We start from the raw sequence: 22,186 nt of genomic DNA, 5'->3' as shown, positions 1-22,186 counted from the left end.
AGCCGAAACCTCTTCCGCACGGCCCGTCAGGAGCAGCGATGCACGGCCCCGGCCTTCAGCCGCAGCACGGCCCCCAGTCCAATTCCGGGGGTGTGATGGCATTGCGCGTGGTGTTCATGCTGCTGCCCATCCTCAGCTGCGGCTTCCTCGCCTGGGGGTCGATGCTGCGGCTCGCGCTGGTCACCCGCAAGTCCCGTGACTGGATGCTGATGGTGGTCAGCGGCATCCTCGCCGTCGTGTGGATGACGTTCATCCAGATCGACCCCACACCCGACGTCAACGGCTGGCAGAGCAACCTGGGCGCCGGTGGCACGATCTTCACCGGCTTCGCGATCTGTGTGTACTTCCTCGTCGCCGACATCAAGCACCACGAGGCGCTCCGGACGGCGCCGACCGCCCAGTGGTACCCGCAGCCCGCTCCGTACACGCACCCGCAGCAGTCCGGGCCCGGCTACGGATACCCGCCCGCCACGGCGACCACCGTGCCCTCCACCCCGATGTCCACCCCGGCGCCCCCGCAGGTGCCGCCGCAGGCCACCCCGCCCCCGCGCATCGGACAGGTCCGCGCCGAGCTCGACGAGCTCAGTGAGCTGCTGCGCAAGCAGACCCCGCCGACCGGGGGCCCGCGTCACGATCCCCATCAGACCCCGTTCCAGGATCCGCACCAGTGACCGAACGCCTCATCGGCGACCGCTACCGGCTCGCGAGCATCCTCGGCCAGGGCGGCATGGGCCAGGTCTGGACGGCGTACGACCAGCGGCTCGACCGGCGTGTCGCCGTCAAGCTGCTGCGCCCCGACAAGGTCGCGGGCCCCGGCACGGTCGCCGAGGAGCTGCGGCGCCGCTTCGTGCGCGAGTGCCGGGTCACCGCGCAGGTCGACCACCCCGGCCTGGTCACCGTGCACGACGCGGGCAACGACGGCGACGAACTCTTCCTCGTCATGGGCTACGTGGAGGGCGCCGACCTCGCCGACCACCTCGCCGAGCACACCCCGTACCCGTGGCAGTGGGCGGTCGCCGTCGTCGCGCAGCTGTGCTCTGTCCTGTCGGCCGTGCACGCGGTGCCGATCGTGCACCGGGACCTGAAGCCCCGCAACGTGATGGTCCGCCCCGACGGCACCGTGCTCGTCCTGGACCTCGGCGTGGCCTCGGTGATGGACACCGACACCACCCGCCTCACCAGCACCGGCTCGCCCATCGGCAGCCCCGCCTACATGGCGCCCGAACAGGCCATAAGCGGCGCCGTGGGCCCGTACACCGACCTCTACGCCCTCGGCGTGCTGCTCTACGAACTCCTCAGCGGCAACGTCCCCTTCGTCGGATCCACCGCCCTCGGAGTCCTGCACCGACACCTGTACGAGCCCCCGGCCCCGGTCCGTCAACTGCGCCCGGAGATTCCGCAGGAGCTCGAGAACCTCCTGCTGAACCTCCTCGCCAAGGACCCGCAGGACCGGCCCGCCTCCGCCCAGGAGGTCTACGAGGCCCTCGCCCCGCTGCTGCCCGCCCGCGACAGCCGCACTCCGTCCGGCCCGCTCGACCCGACCCGGCCCTTCCTGCGCCCGCAGGCACCCTGGCCGGACCGGGCCTCGGTCGTCCCGCCCAGGCCCAGCACCCCGCCCGCGCCGCCGAAGGCCGACGTCCCCGGCGCCGTGGACGAGGCCCGCAAGCTCCTGGACCAGGGGCGGCTCACCCAGGCCGTGGACATCCTCGGCGGGATCCTCCCGGCGGCGGCCGCCGAGCACGGGGAGCGCTCCCCGGTGGTCCGCTCCCTGCGCAAGCAGTACGCCGCCACGCTGATGGACGACGGCCAGTACCGCCGCGCCCTGCCGGAACTGCGCCGCCTCGCCGACGAGTTCCCGGCCGGCGACCCCCAGTCCCTGCGCTTCCGCTACGACGCGGCCCAGTGCCTGGAGCAACTGGGCGAGCCGGCCGCCGCCCTGGCGGAGTACCGCTCGCTGCTCCCGTTCTTCGAGAACCACTACGCCAACCCGGACCCGGGCCTGCCGCTGGAGGTCCGCCGCCGGATAGCCCACCTGCTGCTCTCCCTCGGCGACCGCCAGGCCGCCCACGACACCCTGGCGCGCCTGCTGTTCGACGCGGAACGGCTGCACGGCCCGGCCCACCCCTTCCCCGCCGAGGTCCGCCGCACCCTGCACTGGCTCAGCCAGGTCCGCTGAGCCGCCGTCGGCGCCCCGCCACCCACAGCAGGGCCAGGACCAGCGCCGCCGACCCCGCCACGGCTGCTCCCGCCACCAGGCCCGGCGGGCGGAACGCGCAGTTCACGCGGGTGGTGCCGGCCGGGAGCGGGACCGCCACCAGGCCCAGATGGCTGGAGGCCGGGCGGTCGTTGCAGGTCCAGCCGGCGATCGCCGGCACCGAGAGGACCGCCGTACCGGTCGAGCCCGGCGGGAGCGTGGCGTGCACCTCGGAGGGGCCGACCCGGACCGAGGTCGCCGCCGCGGCCCGCAGGTCGGCCACCGCCGCGTCGAGCCGCGCCCGGTCCAGGCAGGACAGGGTCCACCGCGGGGGCGGGGCCGCGTCGAAGACCAGGGCCGAGGAGTCCCCGCGCGAGTGCCCCATCGGCTGGAGCGCCGCCCGGTTGCGGGGGGCGTTGCCGTTCAGGCGGAAGGCGGGCCCGTCCGCGAGGCGGGCCGTCGCGTTGTACTCCGGGGCCCACAGGTAGGCCTCCGTTCCCGCGCGGCAGACGCCGGGCGTGAGCGGGTCCTCGTAGACCCGGGCGCCCAGCAGCAGCTCCTGGTTGGCGAAGGGGGAGTCGTCGGCGTAGGAGAGGGGGACGCCGGGCGGCCGGGTCGTCACCAGCGGCGGTACCTGGGCGCGCCGCACCGTGCCGTCGGGCTGGAGGCGGGCGCCGACCGCGAAGACGGCGTCCGTCACCGGGTTGTCGATGCTCTGGACGTTGCGTCCGCGCGAGGTCCAGCCGGCGCCGAGCGCGACCATCGTGCGGGTGAACACGTCCGGGGTGTGGCTGCTGTAGTACGAGCCGCCCTCACCCCCGAGCAGCAGCGGATCGTTGCCCGACAGCGCGGGCCGGCTCGGATCGGTGCGGTACGCGGGCCAGCCCTCGGCGCCGGCCAGGGCCTCGGCGCGCGCGGTGTGCGTCCGCCCCCAGGACGGGTAGTCGTCCAGGCCGCCGAGCTTGCCCCGGTGACCGTAGGCGGTGGTCGCGGCGGCCTGCGCCAGCAGGACCACGGCCAGCAGCCCGGCGGCCGGCCACGCGAGCCGGCGGTGGCGCAGCGCCCACCAGGCCGCGCCCGCCAGCAGCAGGCCGCCGCCGAACAGCGCGTAGCCCGCCGCCGTCACCAGGGTGCTGTCGTGCGCCCACAGCACGGCGGCGGCCAGCAGGCCCGCACCCGCCGCCAGCGCGGGCGGTTTCGGCAGGCCCGCCGCCAGCCCGGTCCAGGCGGCGATGACCGCGATGCCGGCCAGTACGAAGGTCTGCCGGTACGGGCTTCCGTTCGGGGTGGCGAACAGGTGCCAGGCCAGGTGCGTGGGTGCCCATTGGAGGGAGAGCGCCACGGCTACGGTCAGCCCGGACCACCACAGCCGGGTGCGCGCAGGGACCGCCCGGTGGAAGGGGAACGCGGCCACCAGCAGCAGGGTCCCGGTGCCCACGAAGACGGCGGGGGAGGAGAAGGAGTACGTCCCCGGCAGCAGCCGGGCGAACAGGTCCGCCCAGGACACCGGCAGGAACTCCTTGACCCACCCGGGGTAGGCCCGTCCGGAGCTGAGGAAGAGGGGCAGGAGCACGGGCGCCGCGAGCGCGATCCCGAGCACGGTCGTCCCGGCCGCCCGCGCGATCACCGGCAGCCGGGTCCGGACGCCCTCCCGGGTGAGCACCACCCGTACCAGCAGAACCAGCGCCGCACCCAGCGTCGCCATGTAGGCGGTGTAGAAGTTCGCCGTCCAGCAGACCGCGACGACCAGCGGCGCGAGCAGGAGCCGCCGCCCGCGCAGGGCCCATTCACCGGTCAGGCACAGCAGCGGGAAGGCGATCAGCCCGTCCAGCCACATCGGGTTGTAGGAGGCCTCGATCACCGACCAGCCGCACAGCGCGTACGAGGCCCCCAGCAGGCCCGCCGCCCACCAGGGGCCACGGCGCTGCGTGCGCAGCAGCCAGCACATCGCCGCCGCCGCGGCCGACATCTTGAGCACGGTGACGACGTACACGGCGAGGTCTATGTCCGCGCGCGGGAACAGCCCGACCAGGACCGCGAAGGGGCTGGCCAGGTAGGTGCCCAGGTCCGGCAGGAAGCTCATGCCGTATCCGGAGCGCCAGTTGAACAGGAGTCCGCCCTCCGCGCGGCCGTGCAGGAGGTCCCACAGCTGCGCGTGGAAGGGGACGAACTGGTTGCCGAGGTCGTTGATGCTGCGGTGGCGCGATCCGTACGGGAAGACGCGGGCGGCGGCGTCCCCGGCACACACGGCCACCGCCGTGAGGAGGGCGGCGAGCGCCGAGCCGAGCAGACTGCGGCGCCGCGGTGAGCGGGGCGGCGAGGGGGGCGGCGAGGGGGGCGTGGTCGACATGGTGGGCCGACCTTGGCAGCGCCGGGTGGCCGAAGGGTGGCCTCAGGGTTGCGAGCGGCCTATCCGGTCGCCCGGGCGGCGAGGTCCCCAGGATGGGTGACGGGTGGCGCGGCGCGTGCGCCGATGCCCGCCGACTCGCTTATGAACGGTGCGTGTTCGGTCCGCGCGTGAATCGTTGGTCGAACCGGTGGTCCGGATCACCGTGACCTCATAACATCGATCACCGCACGGCCCCTTGTGCACCGACGCACAATCTCCCGGCCCTGGAGGCTCCTTTGCACCGTCGCACAGCGCTCTCCGTCTCCGCCGCCCTGCTCGTGGCGGCGCCCCTGCTGTCCGCCTGCTCGGGCCAGCCACGCCCCGGCACCGCGGCCGTCGTGGGCGGCGAACGCATCACCACCTCCGCGGTCCAGGCCCAGGTCAACGACGTCCGCGCGGCGCAGAACCGTTCCGGGCAGGCGGCCGCGGCACTCGTCGCGAGCACCCCCCACCTGGACCGCCAGAAGCTCGACGCGATCATCCAGAGCCGGATCATCGACAAGATGGCCGACACCGCGGGCATCACGGCGACCGACAAGGACATCGAGGACGAGCGCAGGGCGATGGCCGAGGAGCAGGGCGGCAACGACCAGCTGGAGGCGCTGTTCCTGCAGAAGGGCGCCATGTCCCCCGGCCAGATCGACCGCTCCCTGCGCAGCCAGGTCCTCTTCAACAAACTCGTCGCCAAGTACGGCGGGAAGGTGGAGGGGCCCATCCAGGCCGCCGTGAAGGACCTGCACATCGAGGTGAACCCGCGCTACGGCGCCTGGGACGCCGCCGAGAACAGGCTCGGCGGGGCGCAGCCGCCCTGGATCACTCAGAAGACCCGCACCGAGCAGGCCCCGGCCGGAGCCTGAGCCCCGGCCCCGGGCACCGGGCGGTGGACCGGTGGATCGGAGGTAGGTTCGGAGGGTGACCGACCACTGCGAACCCACCGCCGCCGACGCAGCCACCGACAGCGCCGACGGGCCCACCGGCCGTATCGTCCTGCTGACCACCAGCCACCGGGTCGCCCCCGGCGTGCTGTCCTGGCCGGCGTGGCAGACCCTGCACGCCGCGGACCGGGTGCTGTGCGCCGACCCCGGCCACCCGCAGCTGCCGTACCTGCGGGAGGCGGGCGTCGCGGTGGCGTTCGAGAGCCCGGACGCGCACGCGCTGGTCGAGGCCTGCGCGGGCGGTCGTACGGTCGTGGTGCTGCCGGGCGGTGAGGGCGACCAGCGGCTCACCGACGGGCTGGCCGGGCTGGCCGGCTCGGGCCGGGTCTCCATGCCCGACCTGGAGCTCCTGCCCGGCTCCTACGACCTGCCGGGCGCGCGCCTGCTCGACCTCGTCCAGGTGATGGACCGGGTCCGGCGCGAGTGCCCGTGGACCTCCCGGCAGACCCACCGGGGACTGGCCAAGTACGCGATCGAGGAGGCCTACGAGCTGGTCGAGGCCATCGAGGACGGGGACCGGAACGAGCTGCGCGAGGAGCTCGGGGACGTCCTGCTCCAGGTGGTCTTCCACGCGCGGATCGCCGAGGAGTACAGCGGGGACGGCGGGGACGGCGGGGACGGCGGGGACGGCGGGGACGGCGGGGACGGCGAGGACGCGGCGGAGGCCTTCTCCATCGACGACGTGGCCGGGGCCCTCGTGACGAAGCTGATCCACCGGCACCCGCACGTCTTCGGCGACGCCACGGCCGAGACCCCGCAGGACGTCAGCGCGCACTGGCAGCGCACCAAGGCGGTCGAGAAGCGGCGCGAGTCGGTCACCGACGGGATCCCGGTGGGCCAGCCCGGCCTGGCCCTCGCGGCCAAGCTCGCCGGCCGGGCCCGGACCGGCGGTGTGGCCGTGGAGCTGCCCCGGGGCGAGGGCATCGGGTACGAGCTGCTGCGACTCGCGGCGCGCGCCGAGGCGGAGGGGATCGACCCCGAGACCGCGCTGCGCGCGGCGGCCCGCGCCTACCGGGACGCGATCCGGGCGGCCGAGGGCCTCGCGGAGCCGGGCGAGTAGCTTCCCGGAGCACCGCCGGTACGCCGTCCCGTACCCGCTCGGCTAGTACGTCCTCGGCGCGCGGGCCGAGGGGTTGTGCCAGTGGGGCGCCGGGGGGTTCAGGAACCACTCCCCGAAGCCCAGCGGGCGCTCCCCGGGGGCGGGGCCGCGGGCCGGCACGGAGTCGTGGAAGAGGCGTCCGGGCCGGGCGCCCAGCTCCTGGAGCAGGTGGGCGGTCTCTTCGATGAACTGCGGCGGGCCGCTGAGGTAGACGTCCTGGTCCGGCCACAGGCCCCGGTGGCCGAGCGCGGTCGCGAGCCGGTCGGTGGCCTGGTTGCGGTGCCGGCCGGGGGCGGGCGTGATGTAGGTGACGGCGAGCCAGCCGCATCTGGCGGCGTACGCGTCGACGAGCGGGCGGTCGTAGAGGTGCGCGCCGTCCCGGGCCACGACGAAGAGCCGTACGTCCTGGTCGGGCGGATGCTCCGCGAGGTCCTCCAGCATGGCCCGGATCGGTGCCCAGCCGGTGCCCGCGGCGATGAGGCTGACCGGGCGGTCCTCGCGGCGGAGGGTCAGCTGCCCGCCGGCGGCGCCGAGCCGCAGCACGTCGCCCGGCCGGGTCTCGCGGACCAGGACGTTGCTCAGGCGCCCCCGGTCGATCCGGCTCACGTGCAGGTCGACGGTGCCGTCGGGGCGCGGTGCGTTGCCGATGGAGTACGTGCGCCACGTCGTCGGGACCCGCTCGCTGCTCACGCTCGTGTACTGGCCCGGGACATAGGGGAAGGGCAGGTGCGGTCGCAGCGTCAGGACGCCGATGTCCGGCCCGTACTGGAGGTGGCGCACCACCTCCGCGTCCCACCACGGCGGGTCCCCGCTCGCGTCGGCGCCGGCCGTCATGGCGTCGGCGATCACCTGGTAGGCCTCGGCCCAGGCCTTCTCGACCGAGGGGGTCCAGGCGTCCCCGGAGGTCTCCGCGAGCGCGGCGAGCAGGCTGGCGCCGACGGCCGCGTAGTGCTCGGGGCGGACCAGGAATTTGCGGTGGTCGCGACCCAGGTCGTACAGGTAGGGGCGCAGGGTCCCGTCGTCGAGGTGGGCGATGACGTGGGTGAGCGCGGCGAAGAGCCGGTCCCGCTGGCGCTCCATGTCGTGGAGGGAGTCCGGGAAGAGGGCGCGGATTCCGGGGTTGTGCCAGAAGAGGTGGGAGTAGAAGAACTTGACGGCGTGCTCGGCCCGTCTCTCCACCACCGCGAAACTGCTCTTCAAGATCCTCGCATCCACAAAACCGAAAGTAGGAATGTCACAGAAGGCCACGTCAAGGGATGGCCGATCTGCGGACAGCCGCGACGAACCGCCTATTTCGGATGGGGGCTCGGCGCCGGGATACGGTCTTCAGGTGCACGAGCAGACCTCCGCGAACCCGGCCGACACCCCTCCCACCGAGGGCCCCACCCTCTTCGACTGGGAGTTCGCGACCGACCCCTATCCGGCCTACGCGTGGTTGCGCGAGCACTCCCCGGTGCACCGCACGAAGCTGCCCAGCGGGGTCGAGGCCTGGCTCGTCACCCGGTACGCCGACGCCCGCCAGGCCCTCGCCGACCAGCGGCTCAGCAAGAACCCGGCGCACCACGCGGAGCCCGCGCACGCCAAGGGCAAGACCGGGATCCCCGGGGAGCGCAAGGCCGAGCTGATGACGCACCTGCTCAACATCGACCCGCCGGACCACACGCGGCTGCGGCGGCTGGTGTCGAAGGCGTTCACCCCGCGCAGGGTCGCCGAGTTCGCCCCGCGGGTTCAGGCGCTCACCGACCATCTGATCGACGCCTTCGCGGCCCGGGGTGAGGCGGACCTCATCCACGAGTTCGCCTTCCCGCTCCCCATCTACGCCATCTGCGAGATGCTCGGGGTGCCGCGCGAGGACCAGGACGACTTCCGCGACTGGGCCGGAATGATGATTCGCCACGGCGGCGGTCCGCGCGGCGGGGTCGCCCGGTCGGTCAAGCAGATGCGGACCTATCTCGGTGAACTCATTCACCGCAAAAGGGATGATCTGGGCGACGACCTGATTTCCGACCTGATCCGGGCGAGCGATCACGGCGACCATCTGACGGAGGGCGAGGCCACCGCCATGGCCTTCATCCTGCTCTTCGCGGGCTTCGAGACCACCGTGAACCTCATCGGCAACGGGGTCCACTCCCTCTTCATGAACCCCGGGCAGCGCGAGCGGCTCCAGCTCTCCCTCGCCGCCGGCGAGAGCTCCCTGCTGGCCACCGGGGTCGAGGAACTGCTGCGCTACGACGGCCCCGTGGAGCTGGCCACCTGGAGGTTCGCCACCGAGCCGCTGACCCTGGGCGGTATGTCCGTCGCCGCCGGCGATCCGGTCCTGGTCGTCCTCGCGGCGGCCGACCGGGATCCCGGGCGGTTCGCGGACCCGGATACCCTCGACCTCTCCCGGACGGACAACCAGCACCTCGGGTACGGCCACGGCATCCACTACTGCCTCGGCGCTCCGCTCGCCCGACTCGAGGGGCAGACCGCGCTCGCCACCCTGCTGACCCGCCTGCCCGATCTGGAACTCGCCGTTCCGACTCAAGACCTGCGCTGGCGTGGGGGGTTGATCATGCGAGGGCTTCGTACTCTTCCCGTTCGCTTCACGGCTCAAAACATTTGAGCGAGATCTGATTAAAAGTCAGATTCAGCTTGAACTTGTGACAATCGTTCGAAGGCCGCTAGGTTCTGCCGTTACCCCGCTGTTATGCGAAAGGTGAACCTACATGCGTTCCGGGAACGGCCGTCACAGACGCCCCCGCCAGGTCCCCGCGCTGGTCGTCACAGCCGGAGTCACTGGCTCCGCGCTGGCTCTGCCGCTGCTCGCGGCCACCAGCGCCACCGCCGCCGACACGTCCACGTGGGACAAGGTCGCCGAGTGCGAGAGCGGCGGCTCCTGGAGTGCCAACTTCGGCAGCGGAGCCTACGGCGGACTCCAGTTCACCCAGGAGGAGTGGCAGAGCGCCGGCGGTCTCGACTTCGCCGAGCGCCCCGACCTCGCGAGCCGGTCCCAGCAGATCGCGGTGGCCGAGCGGGTGCTGAACTCGACCGGACCGCAGGCGTGGCCGCTGTGCGCGGCCTCGGCCGGCCTGGACCGCCAGAGCCCCGCCGCACAGGTGGACCCCGGTCTGCCCGGCGGCCAGGGCCCCCTCCTCGCCTCGCCGTCCCGCCCGGACGATGCCGTTCCGTCCACCGCGGGCGAAAAGCCGTCCACCGACTACGGTTCGCCGACCCCGGTCCCGAGCCCGTTCGGCACCCCCTTCCTGATCCCCGACGCCCCGTCCGTCGGACTGCCCGTCATGCCCGCGCCGGACGTCCCGACGACGCCTCCGGTCGACCCGACGGCGCCGACCCTGCCGGGAGACCCGAGCACCACGCCGGCCCCGGTCGACCCGACGGCTCCCACGCTGCCGGTGGACCCGACCGCGCCGACCACGCCCGGACTGCCCCCGGTCGACCCGACGGCGCCCGTGACCCCCGGGACCCCCGGTACTCCGGAGACGACGGGGACCCTGGGTGCCACTCCCGCCGAGGGCGGCGGCAAGCACCGCGGTGCTCCGGCGGCCGAACCGTCGGGGCCCTCTGATGTCCCGTCGAACCTCACGTACACCGTTCGGGCGGGCGACAGCCTGGCGACCATCGCGGTCGCCAAGGGCGTGAAGGGCGGCTGGAACGGTCTCTACGAGGCCAACGAGCAGGTCATCGGCGAGGACGCCGATCTGATCAAGCCCGGTCAAAACCTGGATCTAACAGCAGAATAAGGACAGTTGAGATACCCGGTAAGAGTTGAATGTCGCTTTTCGGCAAGTGAGACATGCGTCTCTTCCGGTCAACTGGCGTGTCCCGCCCCGGGGCTTCCGCAAACCCTGTCCTCACCTGCGCAAACACCCCTGCGGGGAGCGCAAGTAGGGGCCGTTTCTCCCCGATGTTGCTCGTTGAACATCGGGGAGAGACCTGTCTACCTTCTGAATCGCTCGCCACCGCGGGCTCCTTCGACCGCATCGCCGAATCCTGCCGGCGGACGGGGGGAACAGTCGTCGCGTCAAGCGCCGAAGGCAGGAGCGGGGGAACCAAGGTAGGTGCCGGGAGCGGCCGTTGAGAGACGGTCACGCCACCGGCTTGGGGTTAAGACGTGCGCTAGGTCGCACGACCGGGCAACTCACTCGCCCGAACCCGACAGCTCACCTCGTAGGCGTCGGTGAGGAGAAACTCCATGCTGCTTTCCGGCAAGGGCAAGCACCGTCGCGGTTCCAAGGCTGTCCGCATCGTCACGCTCGCCGGTGTCGCCGGTGTGGCCGTGGCCGCCCCGCTGATGGCCGTGGGCTCCGCCAGCGCCGCCACCGCTTCCGAGTGGGACAAGGTCGCGCAGTGCGAGTCCGGTGGCAACTGGGCCATCAACACGGGCAACGGCTACTACGGCGGCCTGCAGTTCTCGCCCTCCACGTGGTCCGGCTACGGCGGCAAGTCGTACGCCCCGCAGGCCAACCAGGCCACCAAGGCGCAGCAGATAGCCGTCGCGGAGAAGGTCCTCAAGAGCCAGGGCAAGGGCGCCTGGCCGTCCTGCGGCAAGGGCCTGTCGGGCTCCTCCTACAACGGCGGCGGCTCCGAGACCCCGGCTCAGAACAAGCCGCAGTCGAAGCCGAAGACCGAGACGAAGAAGACCGAGACCAAGGTCGCGCCGAAGACCAAGCGCGCCGAGGCTCCGGTCACCCGCTCCGAGCGCACCGAGGCTCCGACCGCCCCGAAGACCGGCAACGGCTCGTACGAGGTCAAGCCGGGCGACACCCTGGGCACCATCGCCGAGGCCAACGGCGTCAAGGGCGGCTGGGAGAAGCTCTTCGAGCTGAACAAGGACATCGTCTCGGACGCCGACCTGATCTTCCCGGGTCAGAAGCTGAAGCTCAGCTGAACAGTGCGGCAAATGCCGCAAAACCCTGTGCGTGGCGTCGGCTGACGGCGTGCAGGATTTCACCGCCCGGTGCGTGCCCCACGCGCCGGGCGGTGCCGTGTCCGCCCCCTGAATGCCGGTGATCAAGGGACCTATGTCCCGGAAGAGGGGTATTCGGTCCCTTTTTCGTCCCAGGGTCCGGGCGGTCGGCCGGTCGAGTGCCCGGATCCGGTTAGGCTCTAGGCGGCAAGGCCATCCCACGGCCTGACACGCCACCGCACACCCAGCGTCACATCCCAGAAGGAGATGCTCGTGCCGTCCATCGACGTCGTCGTAGCCCGGGAAATCCTGGACTCCCGAGGCAACCCCACGGTCGAGGTCGAGGTGGGCCTCGACGATGGCAGCACCGGCCGTGCTGCCGTCCCGTCCGGCGCCTCCACCGGTGCATTCGAGGCCATCGAGCTCCGTGACGGTGACCCCGACCGTTACTTCGGCAAGGGTGTCGAGAAGGCCGTCCTCGCCGTCATCGAGCAGATCGGCCCGGAGCTCGTCGGCTACGACGCCACCGAGCAGCGGCTGATCGACCAGGCCATGTTCGACCTGGACGCCACCGACAACAAGGGCTCGCTCGGCGCCAACGCCATCCTCGGCGTGTCCCTGGCCGTCGCGCACGCCGCGTCCGAGGCCTCGGACCTCCCGCTCTTCCGCTACCTCGGCGGTCCGAACGCGCACCTGCTGCCCGTTCCGATGATGAACATCCTCAACGGTGGGTCGCACGCCGACTCCAACGTGGACATCCAGGAGTTCATGATCGCCCCCATCGGCGCGGAGTCCTTCTCCGAGGCGCTGCGCTGGGGTGCCGAGGTCTACCACACCCTCAAGAAGGTCCTCCACACCAAGGGCCTCTCCACCGGCCTGGGTGACGAGGGCGGCTTCGCCCCGAACCTGGAGTCCAACCGCGCCGCGCTCGACCTCATCGTCGAGGCCATCAAGCAGGCCGGCTACACCCCGGGCAAGGACATCGCGCTCGCGCTCGACGTCGCCGCGTCCGAGTTCTACAAGGACGGCAAGTACGAGTTCGAGGGCCAGTCCCGCTCGGCCGCCGAGATGACCGAGTACTACGAGGAGCTCGTCTCCGCGTACCCGATGGTCTCCATCGAGGACCCGCTGTACGAGGACGACTGGGCCGGCTGGAAGACCCTCACCGACCGCCTCGGCGCCAAGGTCCAGATCGTCGGTGACGACCTGTTCGTCACCAACCCGGAGCGTCTGGCCCGCGGCATCGAGGAGGGCTCCGCGAACGCCCTGCTCGTGAAGGTGAACCAGATCGGTTCGCTGACCGAGACCCTGGACGCCGTCGAGATGGCCCAGCGCAACGGCTTCAAGTGCATGATGTCCCACCGCTCCGGTGAGACCGAGGACGTCACCATCGCCGACCTCGCCGTCGCCGTGAACTGCGGTCAGATCAAGACCGGCGCCCCGGCCCGCTCGGACCGCGTCGCCAAGTACAACCAGTTGCTGCGCATCGAGGAGATCCTCGACGACGCCGCGGTGTACGCGGGCCGCAGCGCCTTCCCGCGGTTCAAGGGCTAATCACCCCCCTGAGGGGCTGGCCTCCGTACGTCCCCGCACTCGGTCCCGTACCGTGTGCGGGGACGTATTGCGTAGTGCGTACCTAGGGGAGGCGGACCAATGGCCGGGAGCCGGGATCGGTTCTCCACCTTCTCCACCGCGACCAGGCTCAAGCAGCTCGGCGAGCGGACCGCCGCCCACGTCTACCGGTCGCAGTCGCGGCGTCAGGTCCGCCGCAGCCGGCTCACCGGCCGCGCCGCGCTCCTGGTGCTCGTCCTCTGTACGCTGGTCGTCGCCCTCGCGTACCCGATGCGCCAGTACGTGTCCCAGCGCTCGGAGATCGCGGAGCAGCAGCGGGCCGCCGCGGCCGCGCGGGACCGCCTGGAGCGGCTCCGCGACGAGAAGGCCCGCTGGCAGGACGACTCCTACGCGGAGCAGCAGGCGCGCAAGCACCTGCACTTCCTGCGCCCGGGGGAGATCAGCTACATCATGAGCGACCCCGGGGCCCAGCCCCCCGAAGCGCACCGGACCGGCCACGCCGGCTCGGACCGCCCCTGGTACTCCAACGTCTGGGACGGCGTCGACAAGGCCGACCGCCCCGGCGAGTGACCCGTACCGCCGAACCGCAGCACCCATCCACGAGAACGAAGAGACTTCCTCCAGGCATGCAGACGCCCCCGCCCCAGACCGACCGGACCGAGCCGACCGACGCGGACATCGAGGCGTTCGAGCAGCAGCTCGGCCGCCCGCCGCGCGGGCTGCGCGCCATCGCGCACCGCTGCCCCTGCGGGCAGCCGGACGTGGTGGAGACCGCCCCTCGGCTCCCCGACGGCACCCCCTTCCCGACGCTGTACTACCTGACGTGCCCGCGCGCGGCCTCCGCGATCGGCACGCTCGAGGCCAACGGCGTGATGAAGGAGATGCAGGCCCGGCTCGCCGAGGACAAGGAACTGGCCGCCGCCTACCAGGCCGCACACGAGGACTACATCGAGCGGCGCGACGCCATCGAGGTGCTCCAGGGCTTCCCCAGCGCCGGCGGTATGCCGGACCGGGTGAAGTGCCTGCACGTGCTGGTCGGCCACTCCCTGGCCGCCGGCCCCGGGGTGAACCCGTTCGGCGACGAGGCCCTGGCGATGCTGCCGCAGTGGTGGGCCAAGGGCGCCTGCGTCGTCCCCTGTGCGGAGAAGAAGACGGACGACGAGGGGTCGCCGGCGTGACCCGGGTCGCCGCCGTCGACTGCGGCACGAACTCCATCCGGCTGCTCGTGGCGGACTGCGACCCGGCCACCGGCGAGCTCGTCGAGCTGGACCGCCGGATGACCATCGTCCGGCTCGGCCAGGGCGTGGACCGGACCGGGCGGCTGGCTCCGGAGGCGCTGGAGCGCACCTTCGCCGCCTGCCGCGAGTACGCGGGGCTCATCAAGGAGTTCGGCGCGGAGCGGGTGCGTTTCGTGGCCACCTCGGCCTCCCGGGACGCCGAGAACCGGGCGGACTTCGTCCGGGGCGTCCTGGACATCCTGGGCGTCGAGCCCGAGGTGATCTCCGGTGACCAGGAGGCGGAGTTCTCCTTCACCGGCGCCACCAAAGAGCTCACGGCCCACGACCAGCTCGAGCGGCCGTTCCTGGTGGTGGACATCGGCGGCGGCTCGACCGAGTTCGTGGTCGGCGAGGAGCACGTACGGGCCGCCCGTTCCGTGGACATCGGCTGCGTGCGGATGACCGAGCGCCACCTGGTGGTGGACGGGGTCGTCAGCGACCCGCCGACCGCGGAGCAGGTCGCCGCGATCCGGGCCGACATCGAGGCGGCGCTGGACCTGGCCGCCGAGAGCGTCCCGCTGTCCGAGGCGCGCACGCTGGTGGGCCTGGCCGGCTCGGTGACCACGGTCGCAGGGATCGCGCTGGGGCTGCCGGAGTACCTCTCGTCGGCCGTCCACCACTCCCGGATCTCCTACGAGCAGGTGCGGGAGATCAGCGAGCGGATGCTGACGGCGACGCACGCCGAGCGCGCGGCGATCCCCGTGATGCATCCGGGCCGGGTGGACGTGATCGGCGCGGGCGCGCTGGTGCTTTTGGCGATCATGGAACGGATCGGGGCTTCCGAGGTTGTCGTGTCGGAGCACGACATCCTCGATGGAATCGCTTGGTCCATCGCTTGAACGACCTTCGAAGCAGGTTGTGAGGGGCTGTTCGGCCGGTGTTGCCACCGTGGCCCGAACGAACTTCGTGAAGTTCTTCACAAGGAAAAGGGGCCTGTTGGGTCGACGGAAGGGTTCTTTGGGGCCCTCCGGAGGTCCACCGGCCCTTTTTCGCGTGCGTTCGTGCGATCGGCGGAGGCGACGGGATCCGTGTCGGAGGTATGGACGAAGCCCGGTGGTCCAGTCCGCTTTCGGCCTTGGAGGCCAGTTCAGGACGGGTGAACAACGACTCCGGACACCTGCTGGTTCCCGTCGCGCGCCATGACCTCCGTCACGTGGGCGGCGGAGTGTAGCAGAGGGTCTCCCAGTCCTTGTGAAGGGGCTCACGAGCGACACCCCTTTGGGTGCTGGATACTCGTTCCATGAGCACCACGGAGCGTCCCAGGATCCTCGTTGTAGGAGGTGGGTACGTAGGCCTGTACGCAGCCAAGCGCATCATGAAGAAGATGCGCTACGGCGAGGCGACCGTCACGGTCGTCGACCCGCGCTCGTACATGACCTACCAGCCCTTCCTCCCTGAAGTGGCCGCAGGCAGCATCTCGCCTCGGCACGTCGTCGTCCCGCTGCGACGCGTGCTGCCCAAGGCAGAGGTTCTCACCGGCCGGGTCACCAGCATCGACCAGGACCGCAAGGTCGCCGTCGTCACGCCGCTGGTCGGCGAGGCGTACGAGCTGCCCTTCGACTACCTGGTGATCGCGCTCGGCGCCGTCTCCCGCACCTTCCCGATCCCCGGCCTCGCCGAACAGGGCATCGGTATGAAGGGCGTCGAAGAGGGCATCGGCCTGCGCAACCACGTCCTCGAGCAGCTCGACAAGGCCGAGTCCACGACGGACGAGAACGTCCGCCGCAAGGCCCTCACCTTCGTCTTCGTCGGCGGCGGCTTCGCCGGCGCGGAGACCATAGGCGAGGTCGAGGACATGGCCCGCGACGCCGCGAAGTACTACTCCACGATCAAGCGCGAGGACATGCGCTTCATCCTGGTCGACGCGGCCGACAAGATCCTTCCCGAGGTCGGGCCCAAGCTCGGCACCTGGGGCAAGGAGCACCTCGAGTCCCGCGGCATCGAGATCTACCTCAACACCTCCATGGACTCCTGCGTGGACGGCCACGTGGTGCTGAAGAACGGCCTCGAGGTCGACTCCAACACCATCGTCTGGACCGCCGGCGTCAAGCCGAACCCGGTGCTGGCCCGCTACGGCCTGCCGCTGGGCCCCCGCGGCCACGTGGACGCCCAGCCGACCCTCCAGGTCACGGGCACGGACTACATCTGGACCGCCGGCGACAACGCCCAGGTCCCGGACGTCGCCTCCCGCAAGGCCGGCGTCGAGAACGCCTGGTGCCCGCCGAACGCCCAGCACGCGCTGCGCCAGGCCAAGGTCCTCGGCGACAACGTCATCTCGGGCATGCGGGGCTTCCCGCAGGCCGAGTACTCGCACTCCAACAAGGGTGCGGTGGCGGGCCTCGGCCTCCACAAGGGCGTCGCGATGATCGTCATGGGCAAGACGAAGATCAAGCTCAAGGGCCGGCTCGCCTGGTACATGCACCGTGGCTACCACGGCATGGCCATGCCGACCTGGAACCGCAAGATCCGCGTCTTCGCCGACTGGACCCTCGCCATGTTCCTCAAGCGCGAGGTCGTCTCCCTCGGCGCGCTGGAGACCCCCCGCGAGGAGTTCTACGAGGCCGCCAAGCCGGCGCCGGCCCCGGCCGCCGCCGCTGCCCCGGCCGCGAAGGCCAAGGCCTCCTGACCGGTGTGACCGGCGGGATCTGAGCTCCACCCGCTCCACTCGCTTCACCTGTACGACCTGCACGTCCCCGAAGGGGCCGCCCGCCATCCGTGGTGCGGGAGGCCCCTTCGGCGTACCCGGGGCCCGGGATGGGTAGACGGATGGGTCGGAGCTTTTGTGGAGGTGCGCCATGACCGACGCCGCGCCGCGGCTCGCCGTTGTTGCCGAAAGACTTCTGGGTGCCCCGCTGCCGGTACGCGTCCGGGCCTGGGACGGCAGCGAGGCGGGCCCGCCCGACGGCCCCGTGCTCGTCATCCACGACCGCCGCGCCGTGCGGCGGATGCTGTGGAGGCCCGGCGAGCTCGGGCTCGCGCGCGCATGGGTGGCAGGGGAACTGACGGTCGAGGGCAATCTGTTCGACCTCCTGGACCGGGTGGCGGGGCTGCTGTGGGAACGGGAGCCGGACCGGCCGCCCGTCGGCCCCGCCGTCTCCACGGCCCAGGGTGGTCCCGGGCCGATCGCCGCCCTCGGGGGCCTGGCGCGCCGCGCCGGGCTGCCCGCACTGTCCGGCCTGCCGGGGGCGAGGTGGCGCGACCCGGCCCTGCGGGCCGCCGCGCGCGAGCTGATCGCCCTCGCCGGACCGCTGCCTCCGCCAGCGCCCCCCGCCGAGGAGGCGGCGTCCCGGCGGGCCGGGACGCGCCACAGCAAGAGCCGCGACCGACGGGCCGTCAGCCACCACTACGACGTCGGCAACGACTTCTACGAGCGGGTGCTCGGCCCCTCGATGGTGTACTCCTGCGCCTACTGGAGCCCCGGCTCCACCCTGGAGGAGGCCCAGCGCGACAAGCTCGACCTGGTCTGCCGCAAACTCGCCCTGCGGCCGGGGGAGCGGCTGCTCGACGTCGGATGCGGCTGGGGCTCCATGGCGCTGCACGCCGCCCGCGAGTACGGCGTCCGGGTCACCGGGGTCACGCTCTCCCACGAGCAGGCCGCGTACGCCCGCAAACGGGTCGCGGACGCGGGGCTGACCGAGCAGGTGGACATCCGGATCCAGGACTACCGGGACGTCAAGGACGGACCGTACGAGGCCATTTCCTCCATCGGGATGGCCGAACACGTCGGCGCCGACCTCTACCGGGACTACGCCCGCACCCTGCACGCCCTCCTGCGCCCGGGCGGGCGGCTGCTGAACCACCAGATCGCCCGCCGGCCGGATCCGGACGAAGACTCCTACCGGATCGACGAGTTCATCGACGCCTACGTCTTTCCCGACGGGGAGCTCTCCCCGCTCGGCACCACCGTGGGCGAACTGGAGCGGGCCGGCTTCGAGGTCCGCGACGTGGAGGCGCTGCGCGAGCACTACGGGATGACCCTGCGGGCCTGGGTGACCCGGCTGGAGGAGCACTGGACCGAGGCGGTCCGGCTGACCTCGCCCGGCCGGGCCCGGGTCTGGCAGCTCTACATGGCCGCCTGCGCCCTCGGCTTCGAGCGGGGCCGACTGGGCGTCAACCAGGTGCTGGCGGTGCGTCCCGCGGCCGCCGGGGACTCCCGGCTGCCGCTGCGGCTGCGCACCTGGAACGCAGAAACGGTCTAGCGGCCGGTCCAGCAGGGCGTCGACACGGCGCGAGGGGCTCCAGGCGATGCCTGGAGCCCCTCGCGTGTCCGTCACCGCTGCCGCGGAGCTACTCCGTCTTGATGGCGGTCAGCATGTTCAGGCGGGCGGCGCTGCGGGCCGGCCACATGGCGGCCAGGACACCGACCACGGCGGCCAGCAGGAGGAAGATGCCGATCCGGTCCCACGGGAGGATCAGTTCGTAGTTCGGCATGGACTTCGCGATGGTGCTGCCGACCGCCCAGGCGAGGAAGACGCCGATGGCGACACCGAGCGCCGCGCCGAAGAGCGAGATCGCCACGGCCTCCAGGCGGATCATGTTCTTGACCCGGCCCCGGTCGAGGCCGATCGCCCGCAGCATGCCGATCTCCTGGGTCCGCTCGAAGACGGACATCGCCAGGGTGTTGACCACACCGAGCACCGAGATGAGCAGCGCCATGCCGAGCAGGCCGTACATGATGTTCAGCATCAGGTTGATCTGGCCGCCCATCTCGTTGCGCATGTCCTGCTGGGTGGCGACGTTGATGGCCGGGTTCTTGCCCAGGGCGTCGACGACCTTCTGCTGGCCGGCCTTGGACGACCCGCCCTCGACGTTGACGTACACCTCGGAGACGGCGCTCTCCTCGGTGTGCTGGGTGAGGATCTTGTCGTCGAGGACGTACGGGGAGAGCAGGCCCTCCATGTCCTTGTAGACCGCGCCGACCTTGAGGGTGGCCTGCTGGCCGTCCTCGTACTTCACGTTGATCGTGGAGCCGACGGCGAGGTCCGCCTTCTTCGCGGTCTTCTCGGCGACCAGGACCTCGCCCTTGCCGAGGGAGTCCACCGAGCCGCTGACGGTCTCGATGTTCAGCAGCTGGCCGATGGCGGCCGGGGTGACGCCAGAGGCGGACCGGAAGTCGTCGCCGACCATGAAGTAGCCGGCCGTCTGAGGGGAGACCGCCTTGATGCCGGGGGTCTTGGCCAGGGTCTCGGCCACCGACTTGTCGAGGTAGCCCATGCCGCCGGCCATGGAGACCTTGTAGTCGGCCTTGAGCTTCTCGGTGCTCATCCGGTCGACGACCTTGCCGATGGTGATGCCGAGCACCGACAGGGTGGTGACCAGGGTCAGGCCGATCGCCAGGGAGGCGGCCGTGACGGCGGTGCGGCGCGGGTTGCGGACGGCGTTCTGGGAGGCCAGCTTGCCGGGGATCCCGAACACCTTCTGCAGCAGCGGGCGGACGGTCCCGATGACCGGCTTGGCGAGCAGCGGCAGCAGCACGATCATGCCGATCAGCATGAAGAAGGCGCCCGCACCGATGGACATGCGGCCGTTGTTGCCGCCCGTGGAGACCCCGAGCAGGACCAGGCCGATGCCGATGACGCTGATGATCGAGCCGATGATGTTGCGCACGACCAGGGACTTCGCGGTGGCCGGCAGGTGGGCGCTGCCCATGGCGGCGACCGGGGCGATCCGGCCGGTGCGCCAGGCCGGCAGCACCGCGGCGACCGTGGTGACCATGACGCCGATGACCAGGGCCGCGACGATGGTGCCCGGGGCGATCACGAGGTCGCCGCCCGGGAGCTTGGCGCCGAAGGATTCGAGTACGGAGCGCATGGCGACCGCCAGGCCGACACCGCTGAGCAGGCCGACGACGGCGGACAGGGCGCCGACGACCAGGGCCTCGGCGAGCACCGAGCGCATGACCTGGCCCCGGTTGGCGCCGACGGCGCGCAGCAGGGCCAGTTCCTTGGTGCGCTGGGCGACCAGCATGGTGAAGGTGTTGTAGATCAGGAAGATCCCGACGAAGAGCGAGATGCCGGCGAAGACGAGCAGCATGGTGCCCATCTGGCCGAGGCCCCGCTCGATGTCCTTGGCCTGCTTCTGGGCGAGCGCGGCGCCCGTCTGCGCCTTGGCGTGCTTGCTGTCGATCAGCGGCTCGATGTCGGCGAGCAGCTTGTCGGCGGAGGTGCCGGCCTTGGCCGCGACCGACATCTCCAGGAAGTAGCCGGGCGTGAGGTAGAGCTCCTGGGCGACCTTGGTCTCGAAGAGCACCAGGCTGCCGCCGGCCTGGACGGCGCCGTCCTCGGTGGTGAAGACACCGGCGAGGGAGTACTCCTTGACCGGGCCGTTGGTGGCGACGCGGACCTTGTCGCCGACCTGGTACTTGCCCGCCTCGGCGGTCGCCCTGTCGAGCGCGACCTCGCCGGCCTTGGCCGGGCCGGCGCCCTGGACGAAGGTGTAGCGCGGGTCCTTGCCGTCCGTGACGGGCGTGTAGTTGGCGCCCTGGTTGGACCAGCCGGAGCCGATCAGCTTGCCGTTCTCGTCGCCGACGCCGGCGAAGCCGGTGACGCGTCCGGAGACGGAGGCGACGCCCGGGAGCGCCTTGACCTTGTCGAGGGTGGCCTGGCCGAGGCCCGGTTCGCCCTCCTTCTCGCCCTGTTCGCTGCGGCCCTGGCCGTACGAGGTGACGGAGACGGCGACGCCCGCGTAGTCCTTGGCGGACTGGCTGGAGAGGGACTTCTTCAGGGTGTCGGTGAAGACGAGGGTGCCGGAGACGAAGGCGACGCCGAGGGTGACGGCGAGCACCGTCATCAGCAGCCGGGCCTTGTGCGCGAGGACGTTGCGCAGGGCTGTACGGAACATGGGATTCGAGTCCTGGGGCTGGAAGTCTGGAGGAGGGCTGCGGAGGTGGCCCGGGTCAGCTCGTGCGGCCCTTGGCGTCGAAGGACTTCATACGGTCCAGCACGCTGTCGGCGGTGGGGTGGAGCATCTCGTAGACGATCTCGCCGTCGGCGAGGAAGATGACGCGGTCCGCGTAGGAGGCGGCGACCGGGTCGTGGGTGACCATCACCACGGTCTGGCCGAGCTCGCGCACCGAGTTGCGCAGGAAGCCGAGGACCTCCGCGCCGGAGCGAGAGTCGAGGTTTCCGGTGGGCTCGTCACCGAAGATGATCTCGGGCCGGGAGGCCAGGGCGCGGGCCACGGCCACGCGCTGCTGCTGGCCGCCGGAGAGCTGGGTGGGGCGGTGGGAGAGGCGGCCCGAGAGGCCGACCATGCTGATCACGTCGTCCAGCCACTGCTTGTCGGGCTTGCGGCCGGCGATGTCCATGGGGAGCGTGATGTTCTCCAGGGCCGTCAGGGTCGGCAGCAGGTTGAAGGCCTGGAAGATGAAGCCGATCTTGTCCCGGCGGAGCTGGGTGAGCTGCTTGTCCTTGAGGCTGCCCAGCTCGGTGTCGCCGATGCGGACGGAGCCCGCGGAGAAGGTGTCCAGGCCGGCGACGCAGTGCATCAGGGTGGACTTGCCGGAGCCCGAGGGGCCCATGATCGCGGTGAACTGGCCCTGCTCGAAGTCCACGGTGACGTTGTTGAGCGCGACCACCTGGGTCTCGCCCTGGCCGTACACCTTGGAGAGGCCGGTGGCGCGGGCGGCCACGGCCTGTGCGGTGTGCGGGGCGTAGTTCATGGTGGTCACGGGACGGCTCCTCGGTCTGCGGTGCGGGGACGATTCCATCCTCGCCGTGTGCATGCCCGTTGCGGATCAGCCGCCGTGCCTGTTCCCCGGCCCACTGGAGTCTGACGGCGGGCGGGTGCGTCTCCTCCTTTGGTATGACGGA

The 22,186-nt window shown here is 71.5% G+C and carries 17 protein-coding genes and 1 riboswitch; of the genes, 13 read left to right on the top strand and 4 right to left on the bottom strand.

Annotation, left to right across the window (positions count from 1 at the left end):
* Window positions 1-95: 95 nt before the first annotated feature.
* A complete protein-coding gene (locus tag ACIQZO_RS36015) occupies window positions 96-671 on the top strand; it encodes a hypothetical protein (protein WP_403634858.1) in 576 nt (191 codons plus the stop codon).
* Window positions 668-2,176: a protein kinase gene (locus ACIQZO_RS36010; RefSeq protein WP_403634856.1), complete on the top strand. Its 1,509-nt coding sequence runs from the start codon at window positions 668-670 to the stop codon at window positions 2,174-2,176. The genes ACIQZO_RS36015 and ACIQZO_RS36010 overlap by 4 nt, the downstream gene beginning before the upstream one ends.
* Here the strand turns inward: ACIQZO_RS36010 and ACIQZO_RS36005 are convergent.
* The gene (locus ACIQZO_RS36005; protein WP_403634854.1) at window positions 2,160-4,544 is read right to left on the bottom strand and encodes a YfhO family protein; all 2,385 of its coding nucleotides are present in this window, start codon (window positions 4,542-4,544) and stop codon (window positions 2,160-2,162) included. The two genes, ACIQZO_RS36010 and ACIQZO_RS36005, sit on opposite strands and share 17 nt — an antisense overlap.
* 275 nt (window positions 4,545-4,819) lie before the next feature.
* On the opposite strand from ACIQZO_RS36005, the gene ACIQZO_RS36000 reads away from it, so the two are divergent.
* A complete protein-coding gene (locus ACIQZO_RS36000) occupies window positions 4,820-5,440 on the top strand; it encodes a SurA N-terminal domain-containing protein (RefSeq protein ID WP_403634852.1) in 621 nt (206 codons plus the stop codon).
* 124 nt (window positions 5,441-5,564) lie between these two features.
* The gene (locus ACIQZO_RS35995) at window positions 5,565-6,578 is read left to right on the top strand and encodes a MazG family protein (protein WP_403634886.1); all 1,014 of its coding nucleotides are present in this window, start codon (window positions 5,565-5,567) and stop codon (window positions 6,576-6,578) included.
* A gap of 42 nt (window positions 6,579-6,620) precedes the next feature.
* On the opposite strand, the gene ACIQZO_RS35990 is transcribed toward ACIQZO_RS35995, so the two are convergent.
* Window positions 6,621-7,817 carry a globin domain-containing protein gene (locus ACIQZO_RS35990; protein ID WP_403634850.1) on the bottom strand — a complete coding sequence of 399 codons (1,197 nt, stop codon included), beginning with the start codon at window positions 7,815-7,817 and terminating at the stop codon, window positions 6,621-6,623.
* 130 nt (window positions 7,818-7,947) lie between these two features.
* Here ACIQZO_RS35990 and ACIQZO_RS35985 point away from each other — a divergent pair, with 130 nt between their 5' ends.
* The 9 genes from ACIQZO_RS35985 to ACIQZO_RS35945 all read left to right on the top strand — a co-directional run bounded on the left by ACIQZO_RS35985 (window position 7,948) and on the right by ACIQZO_RS35945 (window position 18,574).
* Window positions 7,948-9,222 carry a cytochrome P450 gene (locus ACIQZO_RS35985; RefSeq protein WP_403634847.1) on the top strand — a complete coding sequence of 425 codons (1,275 nt, stop codon included), beginning with the start codon at window positions 7,948-7,950 and terminating at the stop codon, window positions 9,220-9,222.
* A 103-nt stretch (window positions 9,223-9,325) separates the two neighbouring features.
* Complete coding sequence (locus ACIQZO_RS35980; protein ID WP_403634844.1) at window positions 9,326-10,360, top strand: transglycosylase family protein; 1,035 nt, start codon at window positions 9,326-9,328, stop codon at window positions 10,358-10,360.
* 276 nt (window positions 10,361-10,636) lie between these two features.
* Window positions 10,637-10,809: riboswitch (cyclic di-AMP (ydaO/yuaA leader) on the top strand.
* Between the two features lie 3 nt (window positions 10,810-10,812).
* Window positions 10,813-11,508 (top strand): transglycosylase family protein, encoded by a 696-nt coding sequence (locus ACIQZO_RS35975; protein WP_403634842.1) that lies wholly within the window; start codon window positions 10,813-10,815, stop codon window positions 11,506-11,508.
* Between the two features lie 285 nt (window positions 11,509-11,793).
* The gene (gene eno / locus ACIQZO_RS35970) at window positions 11,794-13,080 is read left to right on the top strand and encodes a phosphopyruvate hydratase (protein ID WP_403634840.1); all 1,287 of its coding nucleotides are present in this window, start codon (window positions 11,794-11,796) and stop codon (window positions 13,078-13,080) included.
* 99 nt (window positions 13,081-13,179) lie between these two features.
* Window positions 13,180-13,668, top strand: a complete 489-nt coding sequence (locus ACIQZO_RS35965; RefSeq protein ID WP_403634837.1) for a septum formation initiator family protein — start codon at window positions 13,180-13,182, stop codon at window positions 13,666-13,668.
* Window positions 13,669-13,724: 56 nt separating this feature from the next.
* A complete protein-coding gene (locus ACIQZO_RS35960; protein ID WP_403634834.1) occupies window positions 13,725-14,276 on the top strand; it encodes a DUF501 domain-containing protein in 552 nt (183 codons plus the stop codon).
* Window positions 14,273-15,214: an exopolyphosphatase gene (locus ACIQZO_RS35955; RefSeq protein WP_403634831.1), complete on the top strand. Its 942-nt coding sequence runs from the start codon at window positions 14,273-14,275 to the stop codon at window positions 15,212-15,214. The genes ACIQZO_RS35960 and ACIQZO_RS35955 overlap by 4 nt, the downstream gene beginning before the upstream one ends.
* A gap of 401 nt (window positions 15,215-15,615) precedes the next feature.
* The gene (locus tag ACIQZO_RS35950; protein ID WP_403634829.1) at window positions 15,616-17,001 is read left to right on the top strand and encodes an NAD(P)/FAD-dependent oxidoreductase; all 1,386 of its coding nucleotides are present in this window, start codon (window positions 15,616-15,618) and stop codon (window positions 16,999-17,001) included.
* Window positions 17,002-17,170: 169 nt separating this feature from the next.
* The gene (locus ACIQZO_RS35945; RefSeq protein ID WP_403634826.1) at window positions 17,171-18,574 is read left to right on the top strand and encodes a class I SAM-dependent methyltransferase; all 1,404 of its coding nucleotides are present in this window, start codon (window positions 17,171-17,173) and stop codon (window positions 18,572-18,574) included.
* Window positions 18,575-18,662: 88 nt separating this feature from the next.
* On the opposite strand, the gene ACIQZO_RS35940 is transcribed toward ACIQZO_RS35945, so the two are convergent.
* Both ACIQZO_RS35940 and ACIQZO_RS35935 read right to left on the bottom strand, forming a co-directional pair.
* A complete protein-coding gene (locus ACIQZO_RS35940) occupies window positions 18,663-21,215 on the bottom strand; it encodes an ABC transporter permease (RefSeq protein WP_403634823.1) in 2,553 nt (850 codons plus the stop codon).
* 55 nt (window positions 21,216-21,270) lie between these two features.
* Window positions 21,271-22,035: an ABC transporter ATP-binding protein gene (locus tag ACIQZO_RS35935; protein WP_403634884.1), complete on the bottom strand. Its 765-nt coding sequence runs from the start codon at window positions 22,033-22,035 to the stop codon at window positions 21,271-21,273.
* Window positions 22,036-22,186: the final 151 nt, after the last annotated feature.

Origin of the sequence: Streptomyces sp. NPDC097617 (assembly GCF_044761485.1) — a bacterium.
Taxonomy (GTDB): domain Bacteria; phylum Actinomycetota; class Actinomycetes; order Streptomycetales; family Streptomycetaceae; genus Streptomyces.
This window is presented reverse-complemented; position numbering and strand designations above follow the sequence as displayed.

Bases quoted from the DNA above. Each gene is read 5' to 3' on its own strand.
- ACIQZO_RS36015 (WP_403634858.1), top strand. From the start codon at position 96: ATGGCATTGCGCGTGGTGTTCATGCTGCTGCCCATCCTCAGCTGCGGC.
- ACIQZO_RS36005 (WP_403634854.1), bottom strand. From the start codon at position 4,544: ATGTCGACCACGCCCCCCTCGCCGCCCCCCTCGCCGCCCCGCTCACCG.
- ACIQZO_RS35980 (WP_403634844.1), top strand. From the start codon at position 9,326: ATGCGTTCCGGGAACGGCCGTCACAGACGCCCCCGCCAGGTCCCCGCG.
- ACIQZO_RS35975 (WP_403634842.1), top strand. From the start codon at position 10,813: ATGCTGCTTTCCGGCAAGGGCAAGCACCGTCGCGGTTCCAAGGCTGTC.
- eno (WP_403634840.1), top strand. From the start codon at position 11,794: ATGCTCGTGCCGTCCATCGACGTCGTCGTAGCCCGGGAAATCCTGGAC.
- ACIQZO_RS35965 (WP_403634837.1), top strand. From the start codon at position 13,180: ATGGCCGGGAGCCGGGATCGGTTCTCCACCTTCTCCACCGCGACCAGG.
- ACIQZO_RS35960 (WP_403634834.1), top strand. From the start codon at position 13,725: ATGCAGACGCCCCCGCCCCAGACCGACCGGACCGAGCCGACCGACGCG.
- ACIQZO_RS35950 (WP_403634829.1), top strand. From the start codon at position 15,616: ATGAGCACCACGGAGCGTCCCAGGATCCTCGTTGTAGGAGGTGGGTAC.
- ACIQZO_RS35945 (WP_403634826.1), top strand. From the start codon at position 17,171: ATGACCGACGCCGCGCCGCGGCTCGCCGTTGTTGCCGAAAGACTTCTG.
- ACIQZO_RS35940 (WP_403634823.1), bottom strand. From the start codon at position 21,215: ATGTTCCGTACAGCCCTGCGCAACGTCCTCGCGCACAAGGCCCGGCTG.
- ACIQZO_RS35935 (WP_403634884.1), bottom strand. From the start codon at position 22,035: ATGAACTACGCCCCGCACACCGCACAGGCCGTGGCCGCCCGCGCCACC.